Genomic DNA, 21,319 nt, shown 5'->3' on the forward strand with positions numbered 1-21,319 from the left:
CCTTCTTGCGGTCGAGGTTCCGCTGCAGGCACTTACCGGCTTCGTTATACGTACCGCGAGAGGAGCGCCAGGCCGGCTTCACCATGGCCGTCGCGCATCGCGCGTTCGATGGTCTGTTGTGTTGCCCGCAAAGCACTGGCGTCGAGTCCCGACGGCATCGCTGCCGAACGTGCGCGCATCACCGACTCGATCGACCGCTTGCTCCGAGCCCGAGCCGTCCTCGACTCCATCGTCGGGCTCCCGCTTCGCAGCACGCGGACGGTCCGTCGCCGCGCCGTCCGCGGGGAATAGCGGAGGCGGCATCCGGATTGCATCATGCGATGTCAGAGAACACGATTCCGCGCGACGGCGTAGGGCTGCGCTCCGAGCGCGGTCCCATCCTCCTCTCGCTCATGCTCGCGACGGCGCTTGTGGCGCTGGACTCCACGATCATCGCCACGGCGTCCACCTCGATCGCCCGCGAACTCGGCAACTTCTCGCAGATCCCCTGGCTGTTCTCGATCTACGTGCTCGCGCAGGCCGTCTCGGTGCCGATCTATGGGCGTCTCGCCGACTTCTTCGGCCGCAAGCACCTCATGCTGATCGGCATCGGCCTGTTCCTGGCCGGGTCGATCCTGGCGGGGTTCGCGTGGTCGATGCCGGTTCTCATCGCGGCGCGCATCGTGCAGGGCTTGGGCGCCGGTGCGGTGCTGCCCATGAGCATGACCATCGCGAGCGACATCTACACGCTGAAGGAGCGCGCCAAGGCGCAGGGATACCTCGCGAGCGTGTGGGGCATCTCGGCCGTCGTTGGGCCGACGCTCGGCGGCGTGTTCAGCGAGTTCGTGAGCTGGCGCTGGATCTTCTTCATCAACATCCCGCTGTCACTGCTGGCGGCGTGGATGCTGTGGCGCAAGTTCAGCGAGAAGAACCACGGCGAGCGCACGCGCCCGCGCATCGACTACGCGGGCGCCATCCTGCTCACCGTGGGGACGGCGCTCGTCATCCTCGGGCTGCTCGAGGGCGGCACTGCCTGGGCGTGGGCGTCGGCCACGTCGATCGCCGTCTTCGCGGTGGGTGGCGCCGCGCTCGTGGCGTTCGTGCTCGTGGAGCTCAGGGCGGAGCATCCGATTCTGCCGCTCGGCGTGTTGAAGCGCCGCGTGATCTGGAGTTCCACCGTGGCGTCGCTGATCATCGGCGCCGTTGTGCTCGGCCTCACCACGTATGTGCCGATCTACGCGCAGAACGTGCTCGGCACGAGTGCCCTGATCGCCGGATTCGCCGTGGCTGCGCTGACCGTCGGCTGGCCGCTCACCTCCTCGATCGCTGGCCGGTTCTATCTGCGGATCGGGTTCCGGTCGACCGCGGTGATCGGCTCTGTGATCGTGGTAGGGGGCACTCTGCTGCTCACCACGCTCGCCACCGGGACCAGCGTGTGGCTGGTGGCACTGTTCTGCTTCGTGATCGGCGCAGGGATGGGGCTCACGGCGGTGCCGACGTTGATCGCGGCGCAGAGCTCGGTGGACTGGCAGGAGCGTGGCCTGGTGACGGGGACGAACATGTTCGCCCGCTCGATCGGTTCGGCGATCGGCGTTGCGGTGTTCGGCGCGATCGTCAACGCGAACGCGACCATCGGTCCGGATGGCGCGCCGCACGGCCCGCAGCTCGCCGTCGCGACGCACCTGGTGTTCCTCGCGATCGCGATCGTCGCGCTCGTGCTCTTCGTGGCCGTGCTGCTGATGCCGACGAGGCGTTCGTCAGAGGTCGGGACCGCCACTGCGTCCACGGAGACCGCAGCCGCGCAGTGACTCGCGCCGTGATTCAGGTGCGATCATCCTCGGCCGGGGCCGCCTCTGCCGAGCGGATGTCGCCCTGCAGGCCGCGCACGGCGATGCGCAGCGCGCGCTCCGCGTCGAGCCCCTGGTCGCGAGCCGATGCGACGATCGACAAGAGCGCGGCGCCGAGCGCACCCTCGTCGGCGAAGCGCTCGGACGCACGTTCGAAGACCACCCCGACCCGGCCGGCGCGTGAGATGACCTTGTCCGCCAGCGCGAGGGCGGGCATGCCCTGGGGGATGCCGTCCAGCACACTGGCGCGCTGACGCTTCTCGGCCGCCTTGGCCGCCGTCCAGAGCCGCAGCACCTCCTCGGGCGTCTCCGCCACCTCGTCACCGAACACGTGCGGATGCCTGCGCACCATCTTCTCGGTGACGTGGGCGGCGACATCCTGGATGTCGAACCTCTCGCCTGCTGTACGCGAAGCGATCTCGGAGTGGAACGCCACCTGCCAGAGCACGTCGCCGAGCTCCTCGATGATCTCCTCGGTTGTGCCCGCCTCGATCGCGTCGACGAGCTCGTACGTCTCCTCGATGAGGTAGGGCACGAGCGTCTCGTGCGTCATGGTCTGCGACCAGACGCACTCGTCGAGAACGGATGCCATGGCATCCGCGAACGCATCCAGTCGCGACTGCGCGTCGGTCATCGGCTCTCCTGTCGTCTCGCTCGCCGCGCTTCATGTCGCCGGCGCCCCCTACGCTATTCGTGTGACCACGGCCAATCACGAGACAACTTCTGTTCACCGCGCGTCTGTGCATCGGATCGTCGTATCGGTGTCGGACTTGGAGCGGTCGTTGGCCGTGTACGAACACGCGCTGGGGCTGTCGCGTCTGTGGTCGAACGACGAGGTGGCACGGCTCAGTGCGGGCGACGTAGAGCTCATGCTGCACCAGCGCACCCCTGTGCCGTCTGAACTCGGCGTGGCGGCGACGTTCGCTGTCGACGACGTCGACACGGTGACGGCCGCGGCTGTGGCGGCGGGCTCGCAGGTCGTGCACGGCCCGAACGACGAACCCTGGGGCGAGCGTCAGACCGTGCTGCACGATCCGGATGGGCACGTGTTCTGCCTGGTCACGCCCATCCGCACGGCATGAGCCTTATCCGGTCGGAGCGTGCTGCCGCCGGCATCCTGCTGGGCGCAGCCGTGCTCGGGCTGGTGCTGGCCAACACGGCGTTCGGCCCGGTGCTGCAAGAGGTGAAGGCCGCTTCGTTCGGTCCGGCGTCGTTGCACCTCGAGCTGAGCGTCGGCGCGTGGATCAGCGACGGACTGCTTGCGGTGTTCTTCTTCATCGTCGCGATCGAGCTGCGGCACGAACTGACGGTGGGCGAGCTGAGCTCGTGGCAGAAGGCGCTTCATCCCGCCATTGCGGCGGTCTTCGGCGTGATCGCCCCAGCGCTCGTGTACCTGGCGGTCACCGCGGGCAGCGGATACGAGACGGGATGGCCGGTGCCCACCGCGACCGACATCGCGTTCGCGCTCGGCGTGCTCGCCGTCTTCGGGCGCGGCCTTCCCCATCGCATCCGGGTCTTTCTGCTCGCGCTCGCGGTGCTTGACGACCTGATCGCGATCGTCATCATCGCCGTGTTCTTCACCTCGAACCCCAATCTCGCCGACCTCGGGCTCGCCGTCGTGTGCGTCGTCGCATTCGGTCTCTTGAGCCGGATGCTCCGTGGCCGCTTGCGGGGCCCCGTGGCGGTGCTCATGGTGCTGTTGGGCATTCTGACCTGGATGCTCGTGCACGCTTCGGGCGTTCACGCCACGATTGCGGGCGTCGCCCTCGGCCTCGTCATGTCGAGGGGTCCCGCGCGCCGAATGGCGCACGTCCTGGAGCCCTGGTCGAACGGCTTGGTGCTTCCGCTGTTCGCGTTCTCGGCGGCGCTCGTAGCGGTGCCGGCGGTGTCGGTGAGCGAGCTGTCCCCGGCGTTCTGGGGCATCCTGATGGCGCTGCCGCTGGGCAAGTTCGTCGGCATCACGATCGGAGGCTGGATCGGCGCCCGGATCGGTCCGCGAACCAGCCGGCAGTCGGGCGGTCTCGTCGACGGACTGGTCGTCGCCGCGCTCGGCGGCATCGGGTTCACCGTCTCGTTGTTGATGAACGAGCTCGCGTTCGATGACGCCGCCGAAGTACGCGACGAAGGTGTGCTGGCGGTGCTGCTCGGGTCATCCGTCTCGATCGTCGCCGGTGGCATCGCCGTCGCCGCTCTGGCGCGACGCTACCGGCGGCTGCATCCGCACGCCTGAGGAACGTATCCGTCTCAGCGGCTCGCGGATGTACCGGTCGGCGGCGCCCATTCCGGAAGAGGCTTCTTGCGCAGCAGGCGCGGCTGCTTGCGGAACTGCCCGGTGAGAGCGAGCACGACGATGATCACGGCCGCCACAGCCCACGGCACCAGTCCGAGCGGGCCGACGAGCACGGGGCTCGCGGTGGCGCCTGCCGCAGCGACCAGGGCGAGGAATCCGCCGGCCGCGTTGAATCCGGCGTGTGCGAACACGGAGGGCCAGAGGGAGCCGCTGCGCAGGCGCAACCAGCCGAACAGAATGCCGACGAACACGCATCCGCCCACCATCATCAGCACACCGAAGGCGTTCGGCTGAGCGAAGTTGTAGCCGAGAAGGATGACCGGCGAGTGCCACAGGCCCCACACGACGCCGGTGATGACGAGCGCGGGCCACGTGCCCAGTGGTCTCAGGCTGGGCAGCAGCCACCCGCGCCAGCCGAGCTCTTCACCGATCGTCGCGAATGCGTTGAACAGTGCACCGAACGGGAGCGAGAGGAGCTGGATCAGCACCAGCAGACCGACGGGCACCGGGATGGGGCGATCGTGGGAGGAGACCTCGAGAAATCGCTGGAAGCCGGAGAAGTGCACGAGGTCAAGGTGCACGAGGCCGAACGCCGCCGAGATGAAGACGCCCGCGATGACCAGCAGCACGCTGCCGAACAGCCCGACGAGCGTCATACCGATCACTCGTTTCACCGGCCGAAGGGGCCAGAGTCCGAGGTATTCGGGCAGCGGGCGCGGCCTTGGTCGTTGAATGAAGAACGCGACGATCAGGGCGGCCGCTGCCGGGGCGTACATCATGCCCGCGATGAGGAAGGTCGCTCCCGGCGTCGCCAGGCCCCTTCCGCTCAGCCACAGCGGCAGGGCGATCAGCCACGCGAGACCGAACGCGATGACGACGAACGCCGCCACGGAGATCCACGGCACACGCGCAGGGAATGGCGAGGGCTGGGCGGGAGAAGTCACGACGTTTGACCTTTCGTTGTCTTGAAGTTCAGGGCATTTCGAGCTCAGTGAGTCGCGCCGGCAACGATCGAGGTGACGATCGATCCCACCACGACGACCGCAGCGATGATGCCGAACACGATGCCGCCGGGACTGCCCAGGTTGATGGTCCAGCCCACGCCGAAGCGCTTGGGCACGAAGGTCGCCGGGTCGTCCCGGTTGACGTAGAGCACGCCGAGCTTCCAGTACCTGTCGTCGTCGGGAGCCTCGGGCCGCGGCGACTCGGCAGCCGGATGCGCGGCCGCATGCGTATGCGTGGCAACTGCGCCACCTGCTGCGGCGGGAACTCCGGCGGAGTGCGTAGCGAGCGCATTCGCTCGTGTCATCGCCCTGCCGTACGCGACGACGATCCCGGCGGTCGCGCCCAGCGTGAGCAGGAGCGTCAGGCCGATCGAGGCGAACATGAGGCCGGGCGACGACGGCGCGAGCCACGTCGTCGCGGCTGAGGCGCCGAGCCCGAGCGTGAGAGCCAGGGACAGGATGCCGAGACCGGTTGACGCGAGGTGCCGCTGTGCATCCGCTCGCATCGCCGACTGCTCGGGGGTGTCGGACGCCACCCTGCGGCCGCCGTTCGACCTCGTGACCCATGACATGCCATAGAGCCCGATCGACATCGCTCCTGCCACGATTGGCAGGCTGAAGACGCTCCACACCGACTTCGGCGCTGTGCGGTCGACGTGACCGCCTGCTCCCCAGTGCACAGGCACGATGTCGGGCAGCGACGCGTAGACGGCGATGCCGAGCGCGACGACGGCACACACCACGGCCAGTGACGCGAGCAGCCAGCCGATCGGCGGATGTCCGTGGTGGCGCGGTGAGGCATCCGCCACGAGCCTGGTGGGCTTGCCCTCGTACCATCCGCCGTCGCGTTTGGCGGCGACGATGCGCCTTCGCACGACGACGTAGGCGATGAACGCGAGCACCGGGAACAGCAGCGGCATGATCGCCACCGTCAAAACCGGGACGATGAATGCGACGACCGCACCGACGATGACGCAGATCAGCCATGCGATCGTGACGCACCAGCGGTAAAGTCGCACGGCCGATCGCACGGCCGGATCGGAGACACGCTCGGTCGGCACGCTGACGCCGAGCGGCAGGGTAGGCCGCACGATCGACGGCATCGCCAGCAGGAGCGCGGCGATCACCGCGGTGACGACGATGGTGAACACGATGGCGAAGATGGTCACGAACGTGCGTCCTTCCGGTGATCGGGCTTCTTGCTCGCGGTGGGCGGAGTGCCCGTCCTTCTCCGCTCATCGTCGTTCGGGAATTCATCGAGCACCTCGCCGAGGAGTGCGGCGATGCTGCTCGTCTCCGCGCCGTGAGCGATGGCCTCGGCGACCAGCGTGAACAGCCGAGATCGCCACGCCGCCTCGGCCGCGTCGTTCCAGCCCTGCAAGGCGCCAGGAGCGACGACCGAGCCGGCGCTCCGGTGCGTGGTGAGCAGCCCCTCGGCACGCAGCAGGTCGTAACCCTTGGCCACCGTCGCCGGATTGATGCCGAATTCCATGGCGAGCTGACGAACCGAGGCGAGCGCTTCACCGGGCTCGAGCTCTCGCGTGGCGATGCCCTCGACGATGCGGTCGCGCAGCTGCTGGTAGAGCGGAACGTCCGACAACGGGTCGATGGCGATCTGCATCATCCGCACTCCCATTCCCGCTCACCGTACTATCTGTATTAGTAGTTATAACACAGTGGGGGCTGCGGAGTTCAACTCGGCGGGAACAGTTCCGCGATTGCGGCGACGTCCTCGGGCGACGGATGCCATGCGGTGCCCGCTTGCGCGTTGGCGACGACCTGCTCCGGTGTCGTCGCTCCGGCGATCACGCTCGTCAGCGCCGGCTGTGCGAGCAGCCAGCCGAACGTGGCCTGCAGCATCGTGACGCCGCGCTCGTCGCAGAACCGCTGGTAAGCATCCAGTGCGTCCCATGGCGCCTCGTCGAGGATGTGCCGCCTCTGCCGCATGATGCGGCTGTCGTCGGGGCCGCCCTTGCGAGAGAACTTGCCGGTGAAGAGCCCGTTGTACAGGGGGAAGAACGGCAGGAACCCGAGTCCGTAGTGCCGAGCGGCGGGGAGCACCTCGTGCTCGGCCTCGCGGTGCAGCAGGTTGTACTGGTTCTGGGCGGAGACGAATCGCGGATGCCCGTGCAGCACGGCTTGGTATTCGGCGTCCGCGATCTGCCAGCCTGCGAGGTTGGAGTGCCCGATGTAGCGCACCTTGCCCTCGGCGATGAGGTCGTCGAGCACCTCAAGGGTCTCTTCGATCGGCGTGACCGGGTCGGGAGCGTGCAACTGGTAGAGGTCGATCCAGTCCGTCTTCAGTCGGCCGAGGGATGCCTCGACCGCGAGCCGCACGTAGCGGCGGGAGCCGCGCGCACCCCAGTCGGGGCCGTTGGCGCCGCGCATGTCCATGCCGAACTTCGTCGCGAGCACGACGCGATCGCGGCGCCCACGAAGCGCGTTGCCCATCAGCACCTCGCTGAGTCCCGGCTCCCTGCCATAGATGTCTGCGGTGTCGAAGAAGGTGATGCCCGCATCGATCGCGGCGTCGATGACCGCGGTCGTGCCCTCCTGCGTCTCGGTGCGCGTGTCGGCGCGACCGAAGTTGTTGCAGCCGAGGCCGACGGTGGAGACGACGAGGCCGGAGGGTCCGAGGGTGCGGTATTCGATGTCTGGCATGGTGTCGACGTTATCGCCGGTGACGCATCAGCGACCGGCGGCATAGCCCTGCGTACCGCGCGGGTTGGCGGCCGCCCAGAACAGACGCGGCGACTCCGTTCCGGCACCCGCCGGTTCCATGCCAACGGCGCTAAGGCGGCCGAGCGCCCAGGGGCCGGAGACCGTGACGCGGTGTCCGCGCCGACGAAGCTCCTCGATCACATCCGGACCGATCCGCTCCTCTACGACGAGACCTGCCGGCTCCCAGTCGCGCGGCCAGAAGCTGGAGATATGGCTGGTGGTGTGGAACGTGGGGGCGTCGATCGCGGCCTGCGCGCTCCAGCCTCCCACGAGCATCCTGAGCAGCGCCGGCAGCTGCCACTGGTCCTGCTGGTCGCCGCCGGGCGTGCCGAGCGTCAGCACGGGCTCGCCGTCCCCCGGCTCGGATGCCGTGATCAGCGTCGCCGACAAGGTCGTTCGCGGGCGCGCTCCGGGTCGCAGAACCGTGGGAACGCTCTCGTCGAGCCACGCCATCTGCAGCCGCGTGCCGAGGCAGAAGCCGAGTTCGGGGATCGTCGGGGACGACTGCAGCCAACCGCCGGAGGGCGTCACGGTGACCATGTTGCCCCAGCGGTCGACCACATCGAGGTGGCACGTGTCGCCGCGGGTCTGACCGTGCCGGTCGACGGTCGGCTCGCCGACGCCTGCTGCGCGGTCCTCGGTCTCGCCGGCAGCGTCGGACTCTTCGAGGCCGTCCTTGCCGGCGCCGATCGTCACCGCCGGCAGGTGGGGAGTGCGCCCGTCAGGTGCGCCTGGCCGAAGCTCAGCGCTGGCGCTCTCCCCGATGAGAGCGGCACGGGACTCCGCGTACTCGGCCGACAGCAACGTCGACCGCGGCACGTCGACGAAGGCCGGATCGCCGTACCAGGCGTCGCGGTCGGCGAGCGCGAGCTTCTCGGCCTCCGCGATCGCATGGATGCCGAACGCGGTCGACGGGTCGAGGTGCTCGTCGCCGAGCGAGTGCAGCCGTCCGTATGCGTCGAGGATCGCGAGCATCTGCAGCAGCACCGGGCCCTGGCCCCACGGGCCGGTCTTGTGCACGCGCCATCCGCGGAAGTCGTAGGTCACGGCATCCTCATCGCCCGCGTCGAAGGCGGCGAGATCGGACGCCCGCATCACCCCGGCGTGATCGCGGCCGTCGCTGTGACGGTGCGGCTGCCGCGCGAACCTCTCTATGGCTTCGGCGACGAAGCCCGACTTCCACTCCCGTCGGGCAGCGTCGATCCGGTCTGTGCGGCCCGCGCCCTCCCCCGCGTGTTCGGCTGCCGCCGCCAGCCGCCGAAGCACCGCCGCGTACGCAGGGTTCACGAGCAGTGCGCCCTCGACAGGCGCGTTGCCGTCGGCGTCCAGCCAGAGAGCGGCCGATGTCGGCCAGTGCTGCGTGAAGTGCTCCCGGATGCGCTCGATCGTCGTCACCACGTTCTGATGTGCCGGATGCCCGTGCTCGGCATACCCGATCGCGTACGCGAGCACGTCTCCGAGCTCCCAGGTGCCGTGTTCGGCGAGGAGCCAGAGCCAGGCATCCACAGACCCCGGAACGGCTGCGGCGAGCGCACCGGCACCCGGCACTTCGGCGAGACCCTCGGCGTCGCGATAGTGCTCGAGGGTCGCGCCTGCTGGCGCCGGCCCCTGCCCCATGAGCACGCGGACCTCGCCACCCGCGACGCGGAACAATCCCGTGAGATCGCCGCCCGGGCCGTTCAGGTGCGGCTCGACGATATGCAGCACGAACCCGGCCGCTACCGCCGCATCGAACGCGTTGCCGCCGCGCTCGAGCACCGACTGCGCGGTCGCGGTCGCGAGCCAGTGCGTGGAGGCCGACATGCCGAACGTGCCACGCAGCGTCGGGCGAGTGGTGAACGCGGGTGCTGGGGTGAAGGTCACGTGAGAAGACGCTAGCCCGCCGCGGCCTCTTCCGTCTGTGCCGCCTCCGGCTGCGGGAAGATCGCGTCGAGCAGCCCTCGCACCCAGCCGATCAGGTCGGCATCCGGCAGTGATTCGCCGTCCACGACCGGGAGGGGCACGAGCAGCACCTTCTGAGCCGCCACAATGCGCGATTTCGGGTACATGCGCTGCAGTCGCACCTGCAACGAGTCCCGCAGCTCAGCGGGCGCGATGCGCAGATTCGAACCCATCGCCACGACATCCGACAGTCCGGCCTGCTGGGCGCGGCGGCGCAGCCGCGAGACCGAGATGAGGTTGGTCACCGCCTCGGGCGGCACCCCGTACCGATCCGTGAGCTCCTCGAGCACGAGATCGATCGCATCCGGCTTCGCGTTCGGAGCGGTTGCCGCCGACAGCTTCTGATACGCCTCGAGCCGCAGCCGCTCGGAGTCCACGTACTCCTCAGGAATGTGCGCATCCACCGGCAGTTCCAGCCGCAGTTCCGTCTGTCCCTCGGCGACCTCGCCGCGGAACGTGCCGACCGCCTCGCCGATCATCCGCAGATAGAGGTCGAATCCGACCCCGGCAATGTGACCGGACTGCTCGCCGCCGAGCAGGTTGCCCGCACCGCGCAGCTCCAGGTCTTTCAGCGCCACCTGCATGCCGCTGCCCAGTTCGTTGTTCGCCGCGATCGTCGAGAGGCGGTCATGGGCCGTCTCGGAGAGCGGCTTGTCGGCATCCCACAGAAAGTACGCGTACGCGCGTTCGCGTCCCCGGCCCACACGCCCGCGCAGCTGGTGCAGCTGCGACAACCCGTACTTGTCGGCGCGATCGATGATGATCGTGTTCGCGTTGGCGATATCGAGCCCGGTCTCGATGATCGTCGTCGAGACGAGCACGTCGAACTTGCGCTCCCAGAAGTCGACGACCATCTGCTCCAGCACGTGCTCGTTCATCTGCCCGTGCGCGACCGCGATCCGGGCCTCCGGAACGAGCTCGGCAAGCTGCGATGCGATGCGCTGGATGCTCGACACCCGGTTGTGCACGAAGAAAACCTGTCCCTCGCGCAGCAGCTCGCGCCGAATCGCGGCCGCCACCTGCTTGTCGGAGTACGGCCCCACGAACGTGAGGATCGGATGCCTGTCCTCCGGCGGCGTCGCCAGGGTCGACATCTCGCGGATGCCGGTGACCGCCATCTCGAGTGTTCGCGGAATGGGTGTCGCGCTCATCGCGAGCACGTCGACATTCGTCTTCAGCTTCTTGAGGGCATCCTTGTGCTCTACACCGAAGCGCTGTTCCTCGTCGACGATCACCAGCCCGAGGTCTTTCACCACGAGGTTCTTCGAGAGCAGCCGGTGCGTGCCGATCACGACGTCGACCGTTCCGTCGGCGAGACCGTCCATGACCTCCTTCGCCTCACGGTCGCTCTGGAACCGGCTGAGTTGCCGCAGGTGCACCGGGAATCCGGCGAACCGTTCCTGGAACGTCTCGAAGTGCTGGCGAACGAGCAACGTGGTGGGCACGAGCAGAAGCACCTGCTTGCCGTCTTGCACGGCCTTGAACGCAGCGCGTACCGCGATCTCGGTCTTGCCGAAGCCGACGTCGCCGGAGACCAGACGATCCATCGGGATCGGGCGCTCCATGTCGGCCTTCACCTCGTCGATGGTCTGCAGCTGGTCGGGCGTCTCCACGAACGGGAACGCCTCCTCCAGCTCGCGCTGCCACGGCGTATCCGGCCCGAACGCGTGACCCTTCGACGCCATCCGCGCCGAATACAGCTTCACGAGCTCGACGGCGATGTCGCGCACCGCTTTTCGGGCACGACCCTTCGCCTGCGACCAGTCGCTGCCGCCCATCTTCGACAGCTGCGGAGCCTCGCCGCCGACGTAGCGGCTGAGCAGATCCAGCTGGTCGGTCGGAACGTAAAGCTTGTCGCCCGGATACCCGCGCTTCGACGGCGCGTACTCCAGCACCAGGTACTCGCGTTTTGATTTCACCGCGTTGCGGCCGCCGCTGGAGACCTCGCGCTGCACGAGCTCCACGAACTTCCCGATGCCATGCGTCTCGTGCACCACGAAGTCGCCCGCCTTCAACTGCAGCGGATCCACGACGTTCTTGCGCCGAACGCCGAGCTTCTTGACCTGCCTGGAGTCGTAGCCGATCGTGCGGCCATAGAACTCGGTCTCGCCGATCAGGGCGAACTTCGCCTCCGGCAGCTCGAAGCCCTGCTCGACGGATGCCGCCAGCACGTAGGCGACGCCGCTGGAGGCATCCGCCGGGTAGTCCTCGACCTGCCGCGCAGCGATCCCGTGCTCGGACAGCACGTCGACCGCGCGTTCCACGAGACCGTGTCCCTCCGCGACGATGGCGATCCGCCATCCTTCGGACAACCTCTGGGCCACGTGGCCCACCGCGCCGTCGACGTTCCCCGCGAAGCTCGGGACGGCTTCGGCCGCCACGCGCACGTAGTCGCCCGCAGACTCGACGAGGTCTTCGACGGACTGCTCGGCGATCGGCACGATCGGCTCGGCTCCCCCGGTGTCGAAGCCGGAGAACGTCCACCAGGGGTGGTCGGGCGCCTGCTCTCCCGGCCGGCTGAGCTGCGCGGCGTCGCGTAACTGCCGCAGCGACAGGAAGTCGCCGGAGGCCAGGTCGATCGGCGCGGCGGCACCGACCGTCGCCGCACTCCACGCGGCCTCGAGGAACTCGCGGTTCGTCTCCGCCAGGCTCACCGCTCGCGCGGCGACGCGCTCCGGACCCATCACGGCCACTGCTGCCCCGTCCGGCAGATACTCAGTGAGCGGCACCAGCCGGTCGACGAGGGCCGGTGCCAGCGATTCCATTCCCTCGACCGGGATGCCCTCCGCCACCTTGGTCAGCAGCTGCTCGAGGCCGGGGAACTCGTGCGCCATCTCGGCGGCGCGTTGCCTGACGGCGTCCGTCAGCAGCAGCTCGCGCGCGGGCGCCAGTTGCACCTCGGGCACATCGTGCGGCAGCGACCGCTGGTCGGCCACCGAGAATGCCCGGATCTGCTCGACCTCGTCACCGAAGAAGTCCACCCGCACCGGATGCTCTGCCGTCGGCGGGAACACGTCGAGGATGCCTCCACGCACCGCGAACTCACCCCGGCGCGTCACCATGTCGACGCGTGCGTACGCCATGTCGACGAGGTGCGACGCAATGCCGGTCAGATCGTTGCCCCTGCTGCCCTCGGCCAGCACGATGGGCTCCAGGAGATCCAGGCCCGCGGCGAGCGGCTGGAGCGCGGCGCGAACCGAGGCGACGACGACAAGCGGATGCCCGGCATCCGGCTCCCACGTGGTCAGCCTTCGCAGCGCGGTCAGTCGTTTGCCCACGATCTCGGCGCTCGGGCTCAGCCGCTCGTGCGGCAGGGTCTCCCACGCCGGGAACTCCACCACCTCCGCGTGCGGTGCCACGGACCCGAGCGCGGAGCGAAGGGCCTCCGACTCGCGGCCCGTGGCGGTGACGACGAGCAGCACCTGCTTGTCGGCGGGACGATTACCGAGCAGCGCCACCGCGAGGGGAACGCGCAGGCCGCTCGTCACCGAGAAGTCCGCATCGCGGTTCGCGTAGGCGAGGGCGTCAGCGAATGTCTGGGCGCGCGAAAGCGCCTCGGTCAAGCCCTCGAGGATCACTCGGTCAAGTGTAGATACCGCGTCAGACACCGTCGGACACCTGCCTCGCGAACTTTTTCTCTGAGCGCGGAATACCGCTCCATCCCATGCGTTTGCATACGTGTGCGGCACCGGCCCGCACGACTCTTTCCTTTCATCAGCACACGAGGAGAACCATGACCGACACCGCCACGACCACACTCGAGATTCCCGGCTACCGCGAGGGCACCTGGGTGATCGACCCCGCGCACAGCGAGGTGGGCTTCAGCATCCGTCACCTGATGATCAGCAAGGTGAAGGGCAAGTTCGAGAAGTTCCAGGCGTCGTTCGTCACGCCGGCCAACCCGCTCGAGGCGAGCGTGACGGCCAGCGCCGAGGTGGCATCCATCTCCACCGGTGACCCGAACCGTGACGGCCACCTGCGCACCGGCGACTTCTTCGAGGCCGACACCTACCCGACCATCGACTTCGTCTCCACCGGCGCCCGCGTGGAGAACGGCGACTTCTTCGTCGACGGAGATCTGACCATCAAGGGCGTCACCAAGCCGGTCACGTTCGAGTTCGACTTCGGCGGTTTCGGGGCGGATGCCTACGGCAACTACAAGGCCGGCGCCAGCGCCAAGGCTGTCGTCAACCGTGAAGACTTCGGTCTCACCTGGAACGCGGCGCTCGAGACCGGCGGCATGCTTCTCGGCGACACCGTGACCATCACGATCGACTTGCAGGCAGCCCTGGAGTCCTGACACTCCGCCCGGCGAGTCCCGCACGTCGAGCCACCCCCGTACTGCCGAGCCACCTCCAGATTCACGCGAATATGGGGGTGGCTCGGCAGTTTGCGGATGGCTGGGCGAGGTGCCCGATGGTACCCGCAACCCCGTGACGGGTGCGAGGCAGCGTCGATAGGCTCGCGGCATGGCGACCGAGATCACGACCATCGACTACACCGTTCCCGCCGATGTCTATGCGCGCTACGGAGCCGACTTCGACACCGAGGCGGTGAATGACGCCGTGCTGGCCGAGCTGAACGCGATCATCCCGCAAGGGATCGTCGTGCAGCGCAACGGCCGGGTGTTCGCGGAGAAGGATGTCGAGGATGTCGCGCGCGAGCTCGACTGGACGCAGCTGCTCGCCCACATCGACCTCGACCAGATCCTCGCGGCCCACGGCCGCTGAGGCGGCCGAACCGTCCGGCCGCAAAGGTGATTCCGGCAGCCGCTGACCACCCTGCGGCGTAGTAGAGGAAGAGCAGTTCGAGCTCGTCATCGTCCCGGCGAGCTTGCCTTTGCGTCGTCTTCTGCGCCGGTGCCGCCGCCGACGGCCGCCCGCACGCGCAGCACGCCGATGAGCGACACGAGCGACACGATCGCCCACACGCCCTCCAGCAGCAGGAATCCCCACTGCGCCTCGACCACCGCATCGACGGCCAGGATGCCCGAACCCACCACGTTCAGAACGAGATAGGTCGGCGACTTCGGATTCAGCACACCCCACTGAGCGAGTGCGAACCCCGCGAGCACGAGTAGCGAGCCGATGACCTGGATGAGGATGTCCACGATGCTCTCCCGAGCGTCGTCGTCGGATCCGGGTACGGCGCGTCTCGTCCGGGGAACGACGAGAAACCGCCGGTCCTCGGCGACGCTATCCGATCGGCCTGGGCACGCACTGGGCAGCTCCGGCCGCTCGGCTACCGAGGTTCAGAGCGCGATCTCGTAGTGGATGAATCCGCTCCGCTGTGCCACCCGATCGTAGAGGGAACGAGCGGTGGCGTTCGTCTCGGCCGTGAGCCAGTAGACCTTGGCCGAACCGTGTTCCTCCGCCCACGCTCGCACATGCTCGATCAATGCCGCGCCTGCTCCGGTGCGACGGGCATCCGGTGAGACGAAGAGATCCTCGAGGTAGCAGTAGTCCGCCGTCGTCCAGGTCGCAGCGTGCGTCAGCCAGTGGACCAGCCCGATCGCCCGCCCTTGCTCATCCCGAGCCAGCGCACCGTGGATCTCCGTGTCGAGCAATCGGGTGAACAGCGCGTCGATGGTCGCTTCATCCAGGTGGGCTGCATAGAACGTGAGGTATCCGCGGAACAGCTCGAGCCATTCGGCGCGATCTTCGGGGCGCACGGGCGCGATGCGAACCATTGTCGAAGCTTAGGCGACGCTCCGCCGATCGATCGACGTGGGAACCGCGTCAGACCCAGCCGCGCAGGGCCCTCTGGAAGCCGTCGAAGTCGTCCCGGTGCACGGTGTGGCCGGCGCCGGCGACGACACGAACTTCGAAGCCGAGGCCACGCATCCGCTCCGCCACGGGCTCGCTCACGAGCCGCGAGCGGTCGGCGAGCATCATCAGCGACGGCACGACCATGCGGTCGGGCGCACTCAGGGGCATGGCCCGGCCGTCGCCGAACCGCCGGAAGAAGCGCCGGTCGAATGCCGCGTAGTCGGAAACCTCGATCTCGACGTCGACCTTGTGCCAGCGCGGGTTGCTGCGGGCGACCGCCTTCTCCGGCCGGTTGAGCAGGCTGTGGAAGAGCATCGGCGCTCCGGCGCGTTGCCACCAGGGCAGCCGCGTGCCGAGGAACGCCGGATCGATGTAAACGGCACGCTCGGGCTGAAGCCGTCGCACGAGACGCGAAAGCGTCAGACCCCCGAGCGAATGCCCGATGGCGAGCTCCGGTCTCAGGGGAACGCTGTCAGCGATGCTCCGCACGAGCTCCGCAACGGAATACGACAGCGAGCGCGGGCTCTTCCCGTGTCCGGCGAGGTCGACGGCGACGACGCGGTAGCCCTGATCGGCGAGCGCGGGACCTACCCGGTGCCAGGTGCGAGAGCTGCTGAACAGGCCGTGCACGAGAACGGCCACCCGGTCGCCGGTGCCCCATTCCCGGGTGAACAACTGCATGGTGCGAAGCTACGTCACGTTGGTGTGCGGATGCCTCGGAGCAGCAGGATGCCGGCTATGAGCCGGCCGTGAGTCACTCGGATGGCGCGTGGTATTTCTGCTGCGCCACGAGCAGGCCGTCCGTCGTGACGAGCTCGACGGCATCCGCCGCGTCGGAGATCAGGCTCGGAAGCACCTGCCGTTGCGCCGACGTGAAGGGACTGAGAACGTGATCGGCGGCGTCCGTTCGTCCAGGGGGACGGCCGACGCCGACACGCACGCGGGTGAAGTCGGGGTTGCGCAGAGCGCTGGCGATGTCGCGCACCCCGTTGTGGCCCCCGTGGCCGCCGCCGGACTTCAGCTTGATCGTGTCGAAGGGGATGTCCAGCTCGTCGTGCACCACGATGAGCCGATCCGGCTGCAGCGAGTAGAACCGCATGAGCTGCGCGACGGGACCGCCCGAGACGTTCATGTACGTGTTCGGCTTGGCCAGGACCAGGCGAGGGCCGCCGGGGACGATGCGTCCCTCGGCGACCCTCGCGTTGGTCTTGTGCGACTTGAACACGGCGGATGCCCGGCGTGCGAGCTCGTCCACCACCATCTGCCCGATGTTGTGGCGGGTGCGCTCGTACTGCGCGCCGGGGTTGCCGAGGCCGACGATGAGCCAGGGCTGTTCCGCCATCCGTGTGCCGTCCGGCCCGAGCTACTCGGCGGACTCGGCGGGTGTTTCCGACGCCGCCTCGGCTTCGGCGGCCTCCTCGGCCTCCTCCGTCTCCTCGGCCGCCGGCGCGGACGGCGTGCTGATGGCGACGACCAGGGCCTCCGGCTCGCTCAGCAGGGAGACACCGTTCGGCAGCTTGATGTCTGCGGCAGTGATGTGAGTGCCGTCTTCCAGGCCCTCGACGTCGACGACCACGCGCTCCGGGATGTGGGTGGCCTCGGCCTCGACGGAGATGGTCGAGAGGTCTTGCACCACGATCGTGCCGGAGAACGGCTCGCCCTCTACGTGCACCGGAACCTCGATCTGAACCTTCTCGCCGCGACGCACGATGATGAGGTCGATGTGCTCGATGATCTGGTGCACCGGGTCTTTCTGCACGTCCTTCACGAGGGCGAGCTGCGACTTGCCGGCGATGTCGAGGTCGAGCACCGCGTTCGCCTTGCGCAGGATCAGCCCGAGCTGGTGCGCGGGCAGGGTCAGGTGCTGCGGGTCCGTGCCGTGACCGTAGAGAACCGCAGGGATCTTGCCCGCCGCACGGATCTTGCGCGCCGCGCCCTTGCCGAATCGGTCGCGGGTCTCCGCGGCCACCTTGTTGCTGTCGTCAGCCATGGTGATGTCTCGCTTTCGGTGGGCTTCAGCGGCCCACATCGTTTGAAGGGATTCGTTGTCAACTCGTGCTGCATGTCAGCGTGAGGACAGACGTGAGCCTGATCCACCGCGTCGATCACGGATGCCGGCGCTTTCGGAAGCGCGCATCCCTCGCCGAAGTTCGGTGCACAAGTCTACCAGCGCGCTGGAGCTTGGAACGACGGTCCAGCGGACCGTCGCGCTCGCGCGGGTTGTGGTTCAACGCTTCGCCCAGGCGTCGGCGCAGAGCTCGCCGAAGATCTCCTCCGGATCGCTGTCGAGCCCGCGCCTGGCGAACCAGGTGCACACGTTGCGAACGTCGCGTTCGAGGAGCTCGATGCCGTTCGGGTTGCCGATCACATCGACGATCTGCGGGAGGTCGATCACGACGACGCGCCCTTCGTGCACGAGCAGGTTGTACGGTGACAGGTCGCCATGAGCGGTGCCGGCGAGGGCGAAGCGGTGCATGATCTCGACGACCTGGTCGAAGCAGGACTCGAGTTCGACCGGGGTGAGCGCAGCGGATGCCAGTCGTGGTGCCGCTACTCCGCGGTCGGCATCCCCGATGAACTCCATCAAGATCTCCGTGCCGCTCAGCTGAACCGGATACGGAACGGGCACGCCCGCCACGCATGCGGCGCACAGCCCGGCGAACTCGGCCGCCGCCCACTGCCCCGCGGCGACCTCCCGTCCGTACGAGGACTTGCGGCTCATGGCGCGCATGTCGCGCGTGTTGCGGAGGCGTCGCCCCTCCGTGTAGGAGGCAGAACGGTGGAAGTCGCTGGTCTCTGCTCCTCGGTACCGCTTGGCGGCGAGGATGGCGGAACGTGCGCCGGAGACGGATGTCACGACATCCGGCACCGCACGTTCGAGCAGCCAGACGTCGGCTTCTTTGCCCGACTTGACGATGCCGAGTTCGTTGTCGATGGCATCCGCGGAGGTGACGACCCAGTCGGGGCGCGGCGTCGGTCCGCGCTCGCTGGGCATGGTGGCAGGCCAGGTCGAGCTGCGCTGGCCGTCTTCAAGACGCAAGTCGGCGAAGGTGGGGACGACGAAGTCGTCGCCGAAGAAAGACACTGCGGTCTCCAAATGACGAGGAGGCCGCGGCGGTCGCAGGCGTTGACGTCAGCGACGAACGGCCCCGAATCGAGTGAGAGGTCGGACGGAGGCGCGGAAGAATACCGTCACGTCATCACCTCCTCGATTCGAAGCACCAGCGGTGCATGTCGGTGCGGCCAGTACTGGCTCGCACCCGAGCGAGACTACCAGTCGTGCATCGCGCCGTCGAGCAGACGATTCACCGGCAGGTACGCCCCGGAATACGGATGCGCCGCAGCGACCTCGTCGTCATAGTCGACCCCGAGACCAGGGGCATCCGACGGATTCAGCATGCCGTTCTCGAACGAATAGGTGGTGCGGAACACCTCGTGCGTGACCGGCGCATGCCGCATGTACTCCTGGATGCCGAAGTTGGGGATCGCCAGCCCGAGGTGGATCGCGGCGGCCAGCCCGACCGGCGAGATATCGGTGGGGCCGTGCGCGCCCGACTTGATCTGGTAGACGGCGGCGTAGTCGAAGATGCGGCGCAGGCCGGTGATGCCACCGGCGTGGGTGACAGGGCTGCGCACGTAGTCGATGAGCTGCTCCTCGAACAGCTCGCGATAGTCCCAGATGGTGTTGAAGACCTCACCGATCGCGAGCGGCGTCGTGGTGTGCTCGCGCACCCTGCGCAGCACGGCCTGGTTCTCGGCAGGCGTGACATCTTCGAGCCAGAACAGGTCGTACGGCTCCAGCGACTTGCCGAGCTTCGCCGCCTGGATGGGCGTGAGCCGGTGATGCGCGTCGTGCAAAAGCGGCAGCTCGGGCCCGAACTCGCTCCGCACCGCCTCGAAGACGCCGGGGATGTGCCGCAGGTACGCGCGGGTGTCCCAGGTCTCCTCGACCGGTAGCGCGCTGCGGCGCGCCGGCTCGTAGTCGTAGCGGGCGTCCGTTCCGGCTTCCGTGCCCGCTTCGGCGTTGCGGCTGTGTGCCACGCCGTACACGGAAGGCAGGCCCGGGATGCCGGTCTGGATGCGGATCGCGCGATAGCCCTCCTCGAGGTGCTCGCGGATCGAGTCGAACAGTTCGGGCAGCTCGAGGCCTGATGCGTGCCCGTACACCAGGAGACCGTCGCGGCTCCGCCCGCCCAGCAGCTGGTAGAGCGGCATGCCGGCGGCCTTCGCCTTGATGTCCCAGAGCGCGGTGTCGACGGCGGCGATCGCGGCCATGGTCACCGGCCCGCGCCGCCAGTATGCGCCCCGATACAGATACTGCCAGGTGTCTTCGATGCGGCTCGCCTCGCGCCCGATGAGCAGCGGGACGACGTGCTCCTTCAGGTACGCGGCCACCGCGAGCTCACGGCCGTTCAGTGTGGCGTCACCGAGACCGGTGTACCCGTCGTCGGTCGTGATGCGCAGGGTGACGAAGTTGCGTCCGGGACTCGCGACGAGCACCTCGGCGGACTGGATCAGCATGGTCTCTCCCTACGTTGTGGAGTTCGGGTTGTCGTTCGGTTCAGTTGGCGTAGACGCGCCGGGCAAGGCCCGGCTGCAGCACGTCGAGCGCCTCGGCCAGATCGAGTCCGCGGGTGCGCCCCCATGACTCGACGGTAGCGAGGGATGCGCGCCCGGGCTCGTCCCCGTTCTCGAGCCGTGCGGCGACGATCGCAGCCTGCCTCTGGCGCAGTTTCTGCAGGCTGCCGTCGTCGATCTGCGTCAGGCGGTGCGCGATGCGCGGGTTGGCGAAGCGGGTGCGCAGGGCGGAGAGGAAGGCATCCGTCGACCCCTCATCGAACGGGAGCACGCCCCGCGCCTCCGCCCATAGGTCTTCGAGCAGCATGCGGCACTCGGGATCGGCGAACGCGGCGGCCACCGTTTCGTGGCCGCGCGGGAGTCCGACCGCGGCCAGCAGCGTGTGGCCGGCGTTGAGCAGCCAGAGCTTGCGACGCTCGTACGGTTCGATGTCGTCGACGAAGCGGGCGCCGACCCGATCCCACTCGGGACGCCCGGCGGGGAAGGCGCCGCTGAGGATCCATTCGCTGAACGGCTCCGTGACGACCGGAGCCGCGTCGTCGTATCCGGTGAGCTCGCGGGCGGTTGTGCGGTCGGCATCCGTGGTTCCCGGCGTTATGCGGTCGACCATCGTCGAGACGAACGAGACGTTCTCGCCGATCCAGGCGGCCAGATCCGCGTCGGACTCGGCCAGCACGGCGCCACGCAGTGCCTCGCCGTTGCCGCTTAGGTTGTCGCAGCTGACGAGGGCGATCGGACCGGCGGATGCCCGTGCCCGCGCCGTGAGACCGCGTGCGATCCGAGCACCCGCGCTCTCGCGGCCGCCCGATGGCCCGTCAGGGGCAGCAGTCTCATATCCGCGCTCCGTCACGGTGACGGTGAGGACAACGACTGCCGGATCCGAGAGCGTGCCCGTCCACCCCGCCCCCGCGCCGTCCTGCGTGCGCACGACAGACTGCACGATCTCGGCGGAGTCGCCGTCGGCGGCGCGGGTGATGAGGCTGTAGACGCAGTCCTGCTCTGCCAGCACCTCGGCGGCCCGCGGCGAACGCCCGGTGAAGGCCGCGATGCCCCAGCCGTCCGACGATCCGGAGAACGCGTTCGCGTGCTGCGTGTACCAGGCCTGATGCGCGCGGTGGAAGTGGCCCAGCCCGAGGTGCGCGATGCGCACCGGAGGCCGCGATGTGCGCGCCTCAGCGACGGACGGCATCC

At 68.3% G+C, this 21,319-nt stretch carries 20 protein-coding genes and 1 riboswitch; of the genes, 5 read left to right on the plus strand and 15 right to left on the minus strand.

Annotated features, from left to right (window positions below; translation table 11 throughout):
• The first annotated feature begins 320 nt into the window (after positions 1-320).
• Complete coding sequence (locus tag ACYVII_RS10435) at positions 321-1,787, plus strand: MDR family MFS transporter (protein ID WP_460534626.1); 1,467 nt, start codon at positions 321-323, stop codon at positions 1,785-1,787.
• 13 nt (positions 1,788-1,800) lie between these two features.
• Here ACYVII_RS10435 and ACYVII_RS10440 read toward each other — a convergent pair whose 3' ends face one another.
• Entirely contained in the window at positions 1,801-2,460 is a 660-nt protein-coding gene (locus ACYVII_RS10440) for a nucleoside triphosphate pyrophosphohydrolase (protein ID WP_460534628.1), read from the minus strand.
• Here ACYVII_RS10440 and ACYVII_RS10445 point away from each other — a divergent pair.
• Together ACYVII_RS10445 and nhaA are read left to right on the plus strand one after the other, a co-directional pair.
• On the plus strand, positions 2,417-2,908 hold the full coding sequence (locus ACYVII_RS10445) for a VOC family protein (protein WP_460534630.1): 492 nt from the start codon (positions 2,417-2,419) through the stop codon (positions 2,906-2,908). The genes ACYVII_RS10440 and ACYVII_RS10445 overlap by 44 nt on opposite strands.
• Entirely contained in the window at positions 2,905-4,056 is a 1,152-nt protein-coding gene (nhaA, locus tag ACYVII_RS10450) for a Na+/H+ antiporter NhaA (protein WP_460534632.1), read from the plus strand. The genes ACYVII_RS10445 and nhaA overlap by 4 nt, the downstream gene beginning before the upstream one ends.
• A gap of 14 nt (positions 4,057-4,070) precedes the next feature.
• On the opposite strand, the gene ACYVII_RS10455 is transcribed toward nhaA, so the two are convergent.
• The 6 genes from ACYVII_RS10455 to mfd form a co-directional block, all read right to left on the minus strand.
• Positions 4,071-5,021 (minus strand): lysostaphin resistance A-like protein, encoded by a 951-nt coding sequence (locus ACYVII_RS10455; protein WP_460534634.1) that lies wholly within the window; start codon positions 5,019-5,021, stop codon positions 4,071-4,073.
• Between the two features lie 83 nt (positions 5,022-5,104).
• Positions 5,105-6,289: a DUF1648 domain-containing protein gene (locus tag ACYVII_RS10460; protein WP_460534636.1), complete on the minus strand. Its 1,185-nt coding sequence runs from the start codon at positions 6,287-6,289 to the stop codon at positions 5,105-5,107.
• Entirely contained in the window at positions 6,286-6,744 is a 459-nt protein-coding gene (locus ACYVII_RS10465; protein WP_460534638.1) for a GntR family transcriptional regulator, read from the minus strand. Before ACYVII_RS10465 ends, ACYVII_RS10460 begins: the two co-directional genes overlap by 4 nt.
• Positions 6,745-6,812: 68 nt before the next feature.
• On the minus strand, positions 6,813-7,781 hold the full coding sequence (locus ACYVII_RS10470) for an aldo/keto reductase (protein ID WP_460534640.1): 969 nt from the start codon (positions 7,779-7,781) through the stop codon (positions 6,813-6,815).
• A 27-nt stretch (positions 7,782-7,808) separates the two neighbouring features.
• Positions 7,809-9,704 (minus strand): gamma-glutamyltransferase family protein, encoded by a 1,896-nt coding sequence (locus ACYVII_RS10475; RefSeq protein ID WP_460534642.1) that lies wholly within the window; start codon positions 9,702-9,704, stop codon positions 7,809-7,811.
• 11 nt (positions 9,705-9,715) lie between these two features.
• Positions 9,716-13,360, minus strand: coding sequence for a transcription-repair coupling factor (mfd, locus tag ACYVII_RS10480; RefSeq protein ID WP_460534644.1), 3,645 nt, complete (start codon positions 13,358-13,360; stop codon positions 9,716-9,718).
• 155 nt (positions 13,361-13,515) lie between these two features.
• Here mfd and ACYVII_RS10485 point away from each other — a divergent pair, with 155 nt between their 5' ends.
• On the plus strand, positions 13,516-14,082 hold the full coding sequence (locus ACYVII_RS10485) for a YceI family protein (RefSeq protein ID WP_460534646.1): 567 nt from the start codon (positions 13,516-13,518) through the stop codon (positions 14,080-14,082).
• A 169-nt stretch (positions 14,083-14,251) separates the two neighbouring features.
• A complete protein-coding gene (locus ACYVII_RS10490) occupies positions 14,252-14,512 on the plus strand; it encodes a hypothetical protein (protein ID WP_460534648.1) in 261 nt (86 codons plus the stop codon).
• 86 nt (positions 14,513-14,598) lie between these two features.
• On the opposite strand, the gene ACYVII_RS10495 is transcribed toward ACYVII_RS10490, so the two are convergent.
• From ACYVII_RS10495 to ACYVII_RS10530, 8 genes are all read right to left on the minus strand, one after another.
• A complete protein-coding gene (locus tag ACYVII_RS10495) occupies positions 14,599-14,892 on the minus strand; it encodes a CBU_0592 family membrane protein (RefSeq protein WP_460534650.1) in 294 nt (97 codons plus the stop codon).
• Between the two features lie 10 nt (positions 14,893-14,902).
• A riboswitch (guanidine-III (ykkC-III) riboswitch) is annotated at positions 14,903-14,968 on the minus strand.
• Positions 14,969-15,033: 65 nt separating this feature from the next.
• Positions 15,034-15,471 (minus strand): GNAT family N-acetyltransferase, encoded by a 438-nt coding sequence (locus tag ACYVII_RS10500; RefSeq protein ID WP_460534652.1) that lies wholly within the window; start codon positions 15,469-15,471, stop codon positions 15,034-15,036.
• Positions 15,472-15,520: 49 nt separating this feature from the next.
• Entirely contained in the window at positions 15,521-16,231 is a 711-nt protein-coding gene (locus tag ACYVII_RS10505) for an alpha/beta fold hydrolase (RefSeq protein WP_460534654.1), read from the minus strand.
• A 73-nt stretch (positions 16,232-16,304) separates the two neighbouring features.
• Positions 16,305-16,892, minus strand: coding sequence for an aminoacyl-tRNA hydrolase (pth, locus tag ACYVII_RS10510; RefSeq protein ID WP_460534656.1), 588 nt, complete (start codon positions 16,890-16,892; stop codon positions 16,305-16,307).
• Positions 16,893-16,913: 21 nt separating this feature from the next.
• Positions 16,914-17,540, minus strand: coding sequence for a 50S ribosomal protein L25/general stress protein Ctc (locus ACYVII_RS10515; protein ID WP_460534658.1), 627 nt, complete (start codon positions 17,538-17,540; stop codon positions 16,914-16,916).
• Between the two features lie 237 nt (positions 17,541-17,777).
• Positions 17,778-18,635, minus strand: coding sequence for a serine protein kinase RIO (locus ACYVII_RS10520; protein WP_460534660.1), 858 nt, complete (start codon positions 18,633-18,635; stop codon positions 17,778-17,780).
• 185 nt (positions 18,636-18,820) lie between these two features.
• Positions 18,821-20,071, minus strand: coding sequence for a D-galactonate dehydratase family protein (manD, locus tag ACYVII_RS10525; protein ID WP_460534662.1), 1,251 nt, complete (start codon positions 20,069-20,071; stop codon positions 18,821-18,823).
• A gap of 40 nt (positions 20,072-20,111) precedes the next feature.
• Positions 20,112-21,317 (minus strand): mannitol dehydrogenase family protein, encoded by a 1,206-nt coding sequence (locus ACYVII_RS10530; protein WP_460534664.1) that lies wholly within the window; start codon positions 21,315-21,317, stop codon positions 20,112-20,114.
• Positions 21,318-21,319 lie beyond the last annotated feature (2 nt).

Source organism: Humibacter ginsengiterrae (assembly GCF_054780115.1).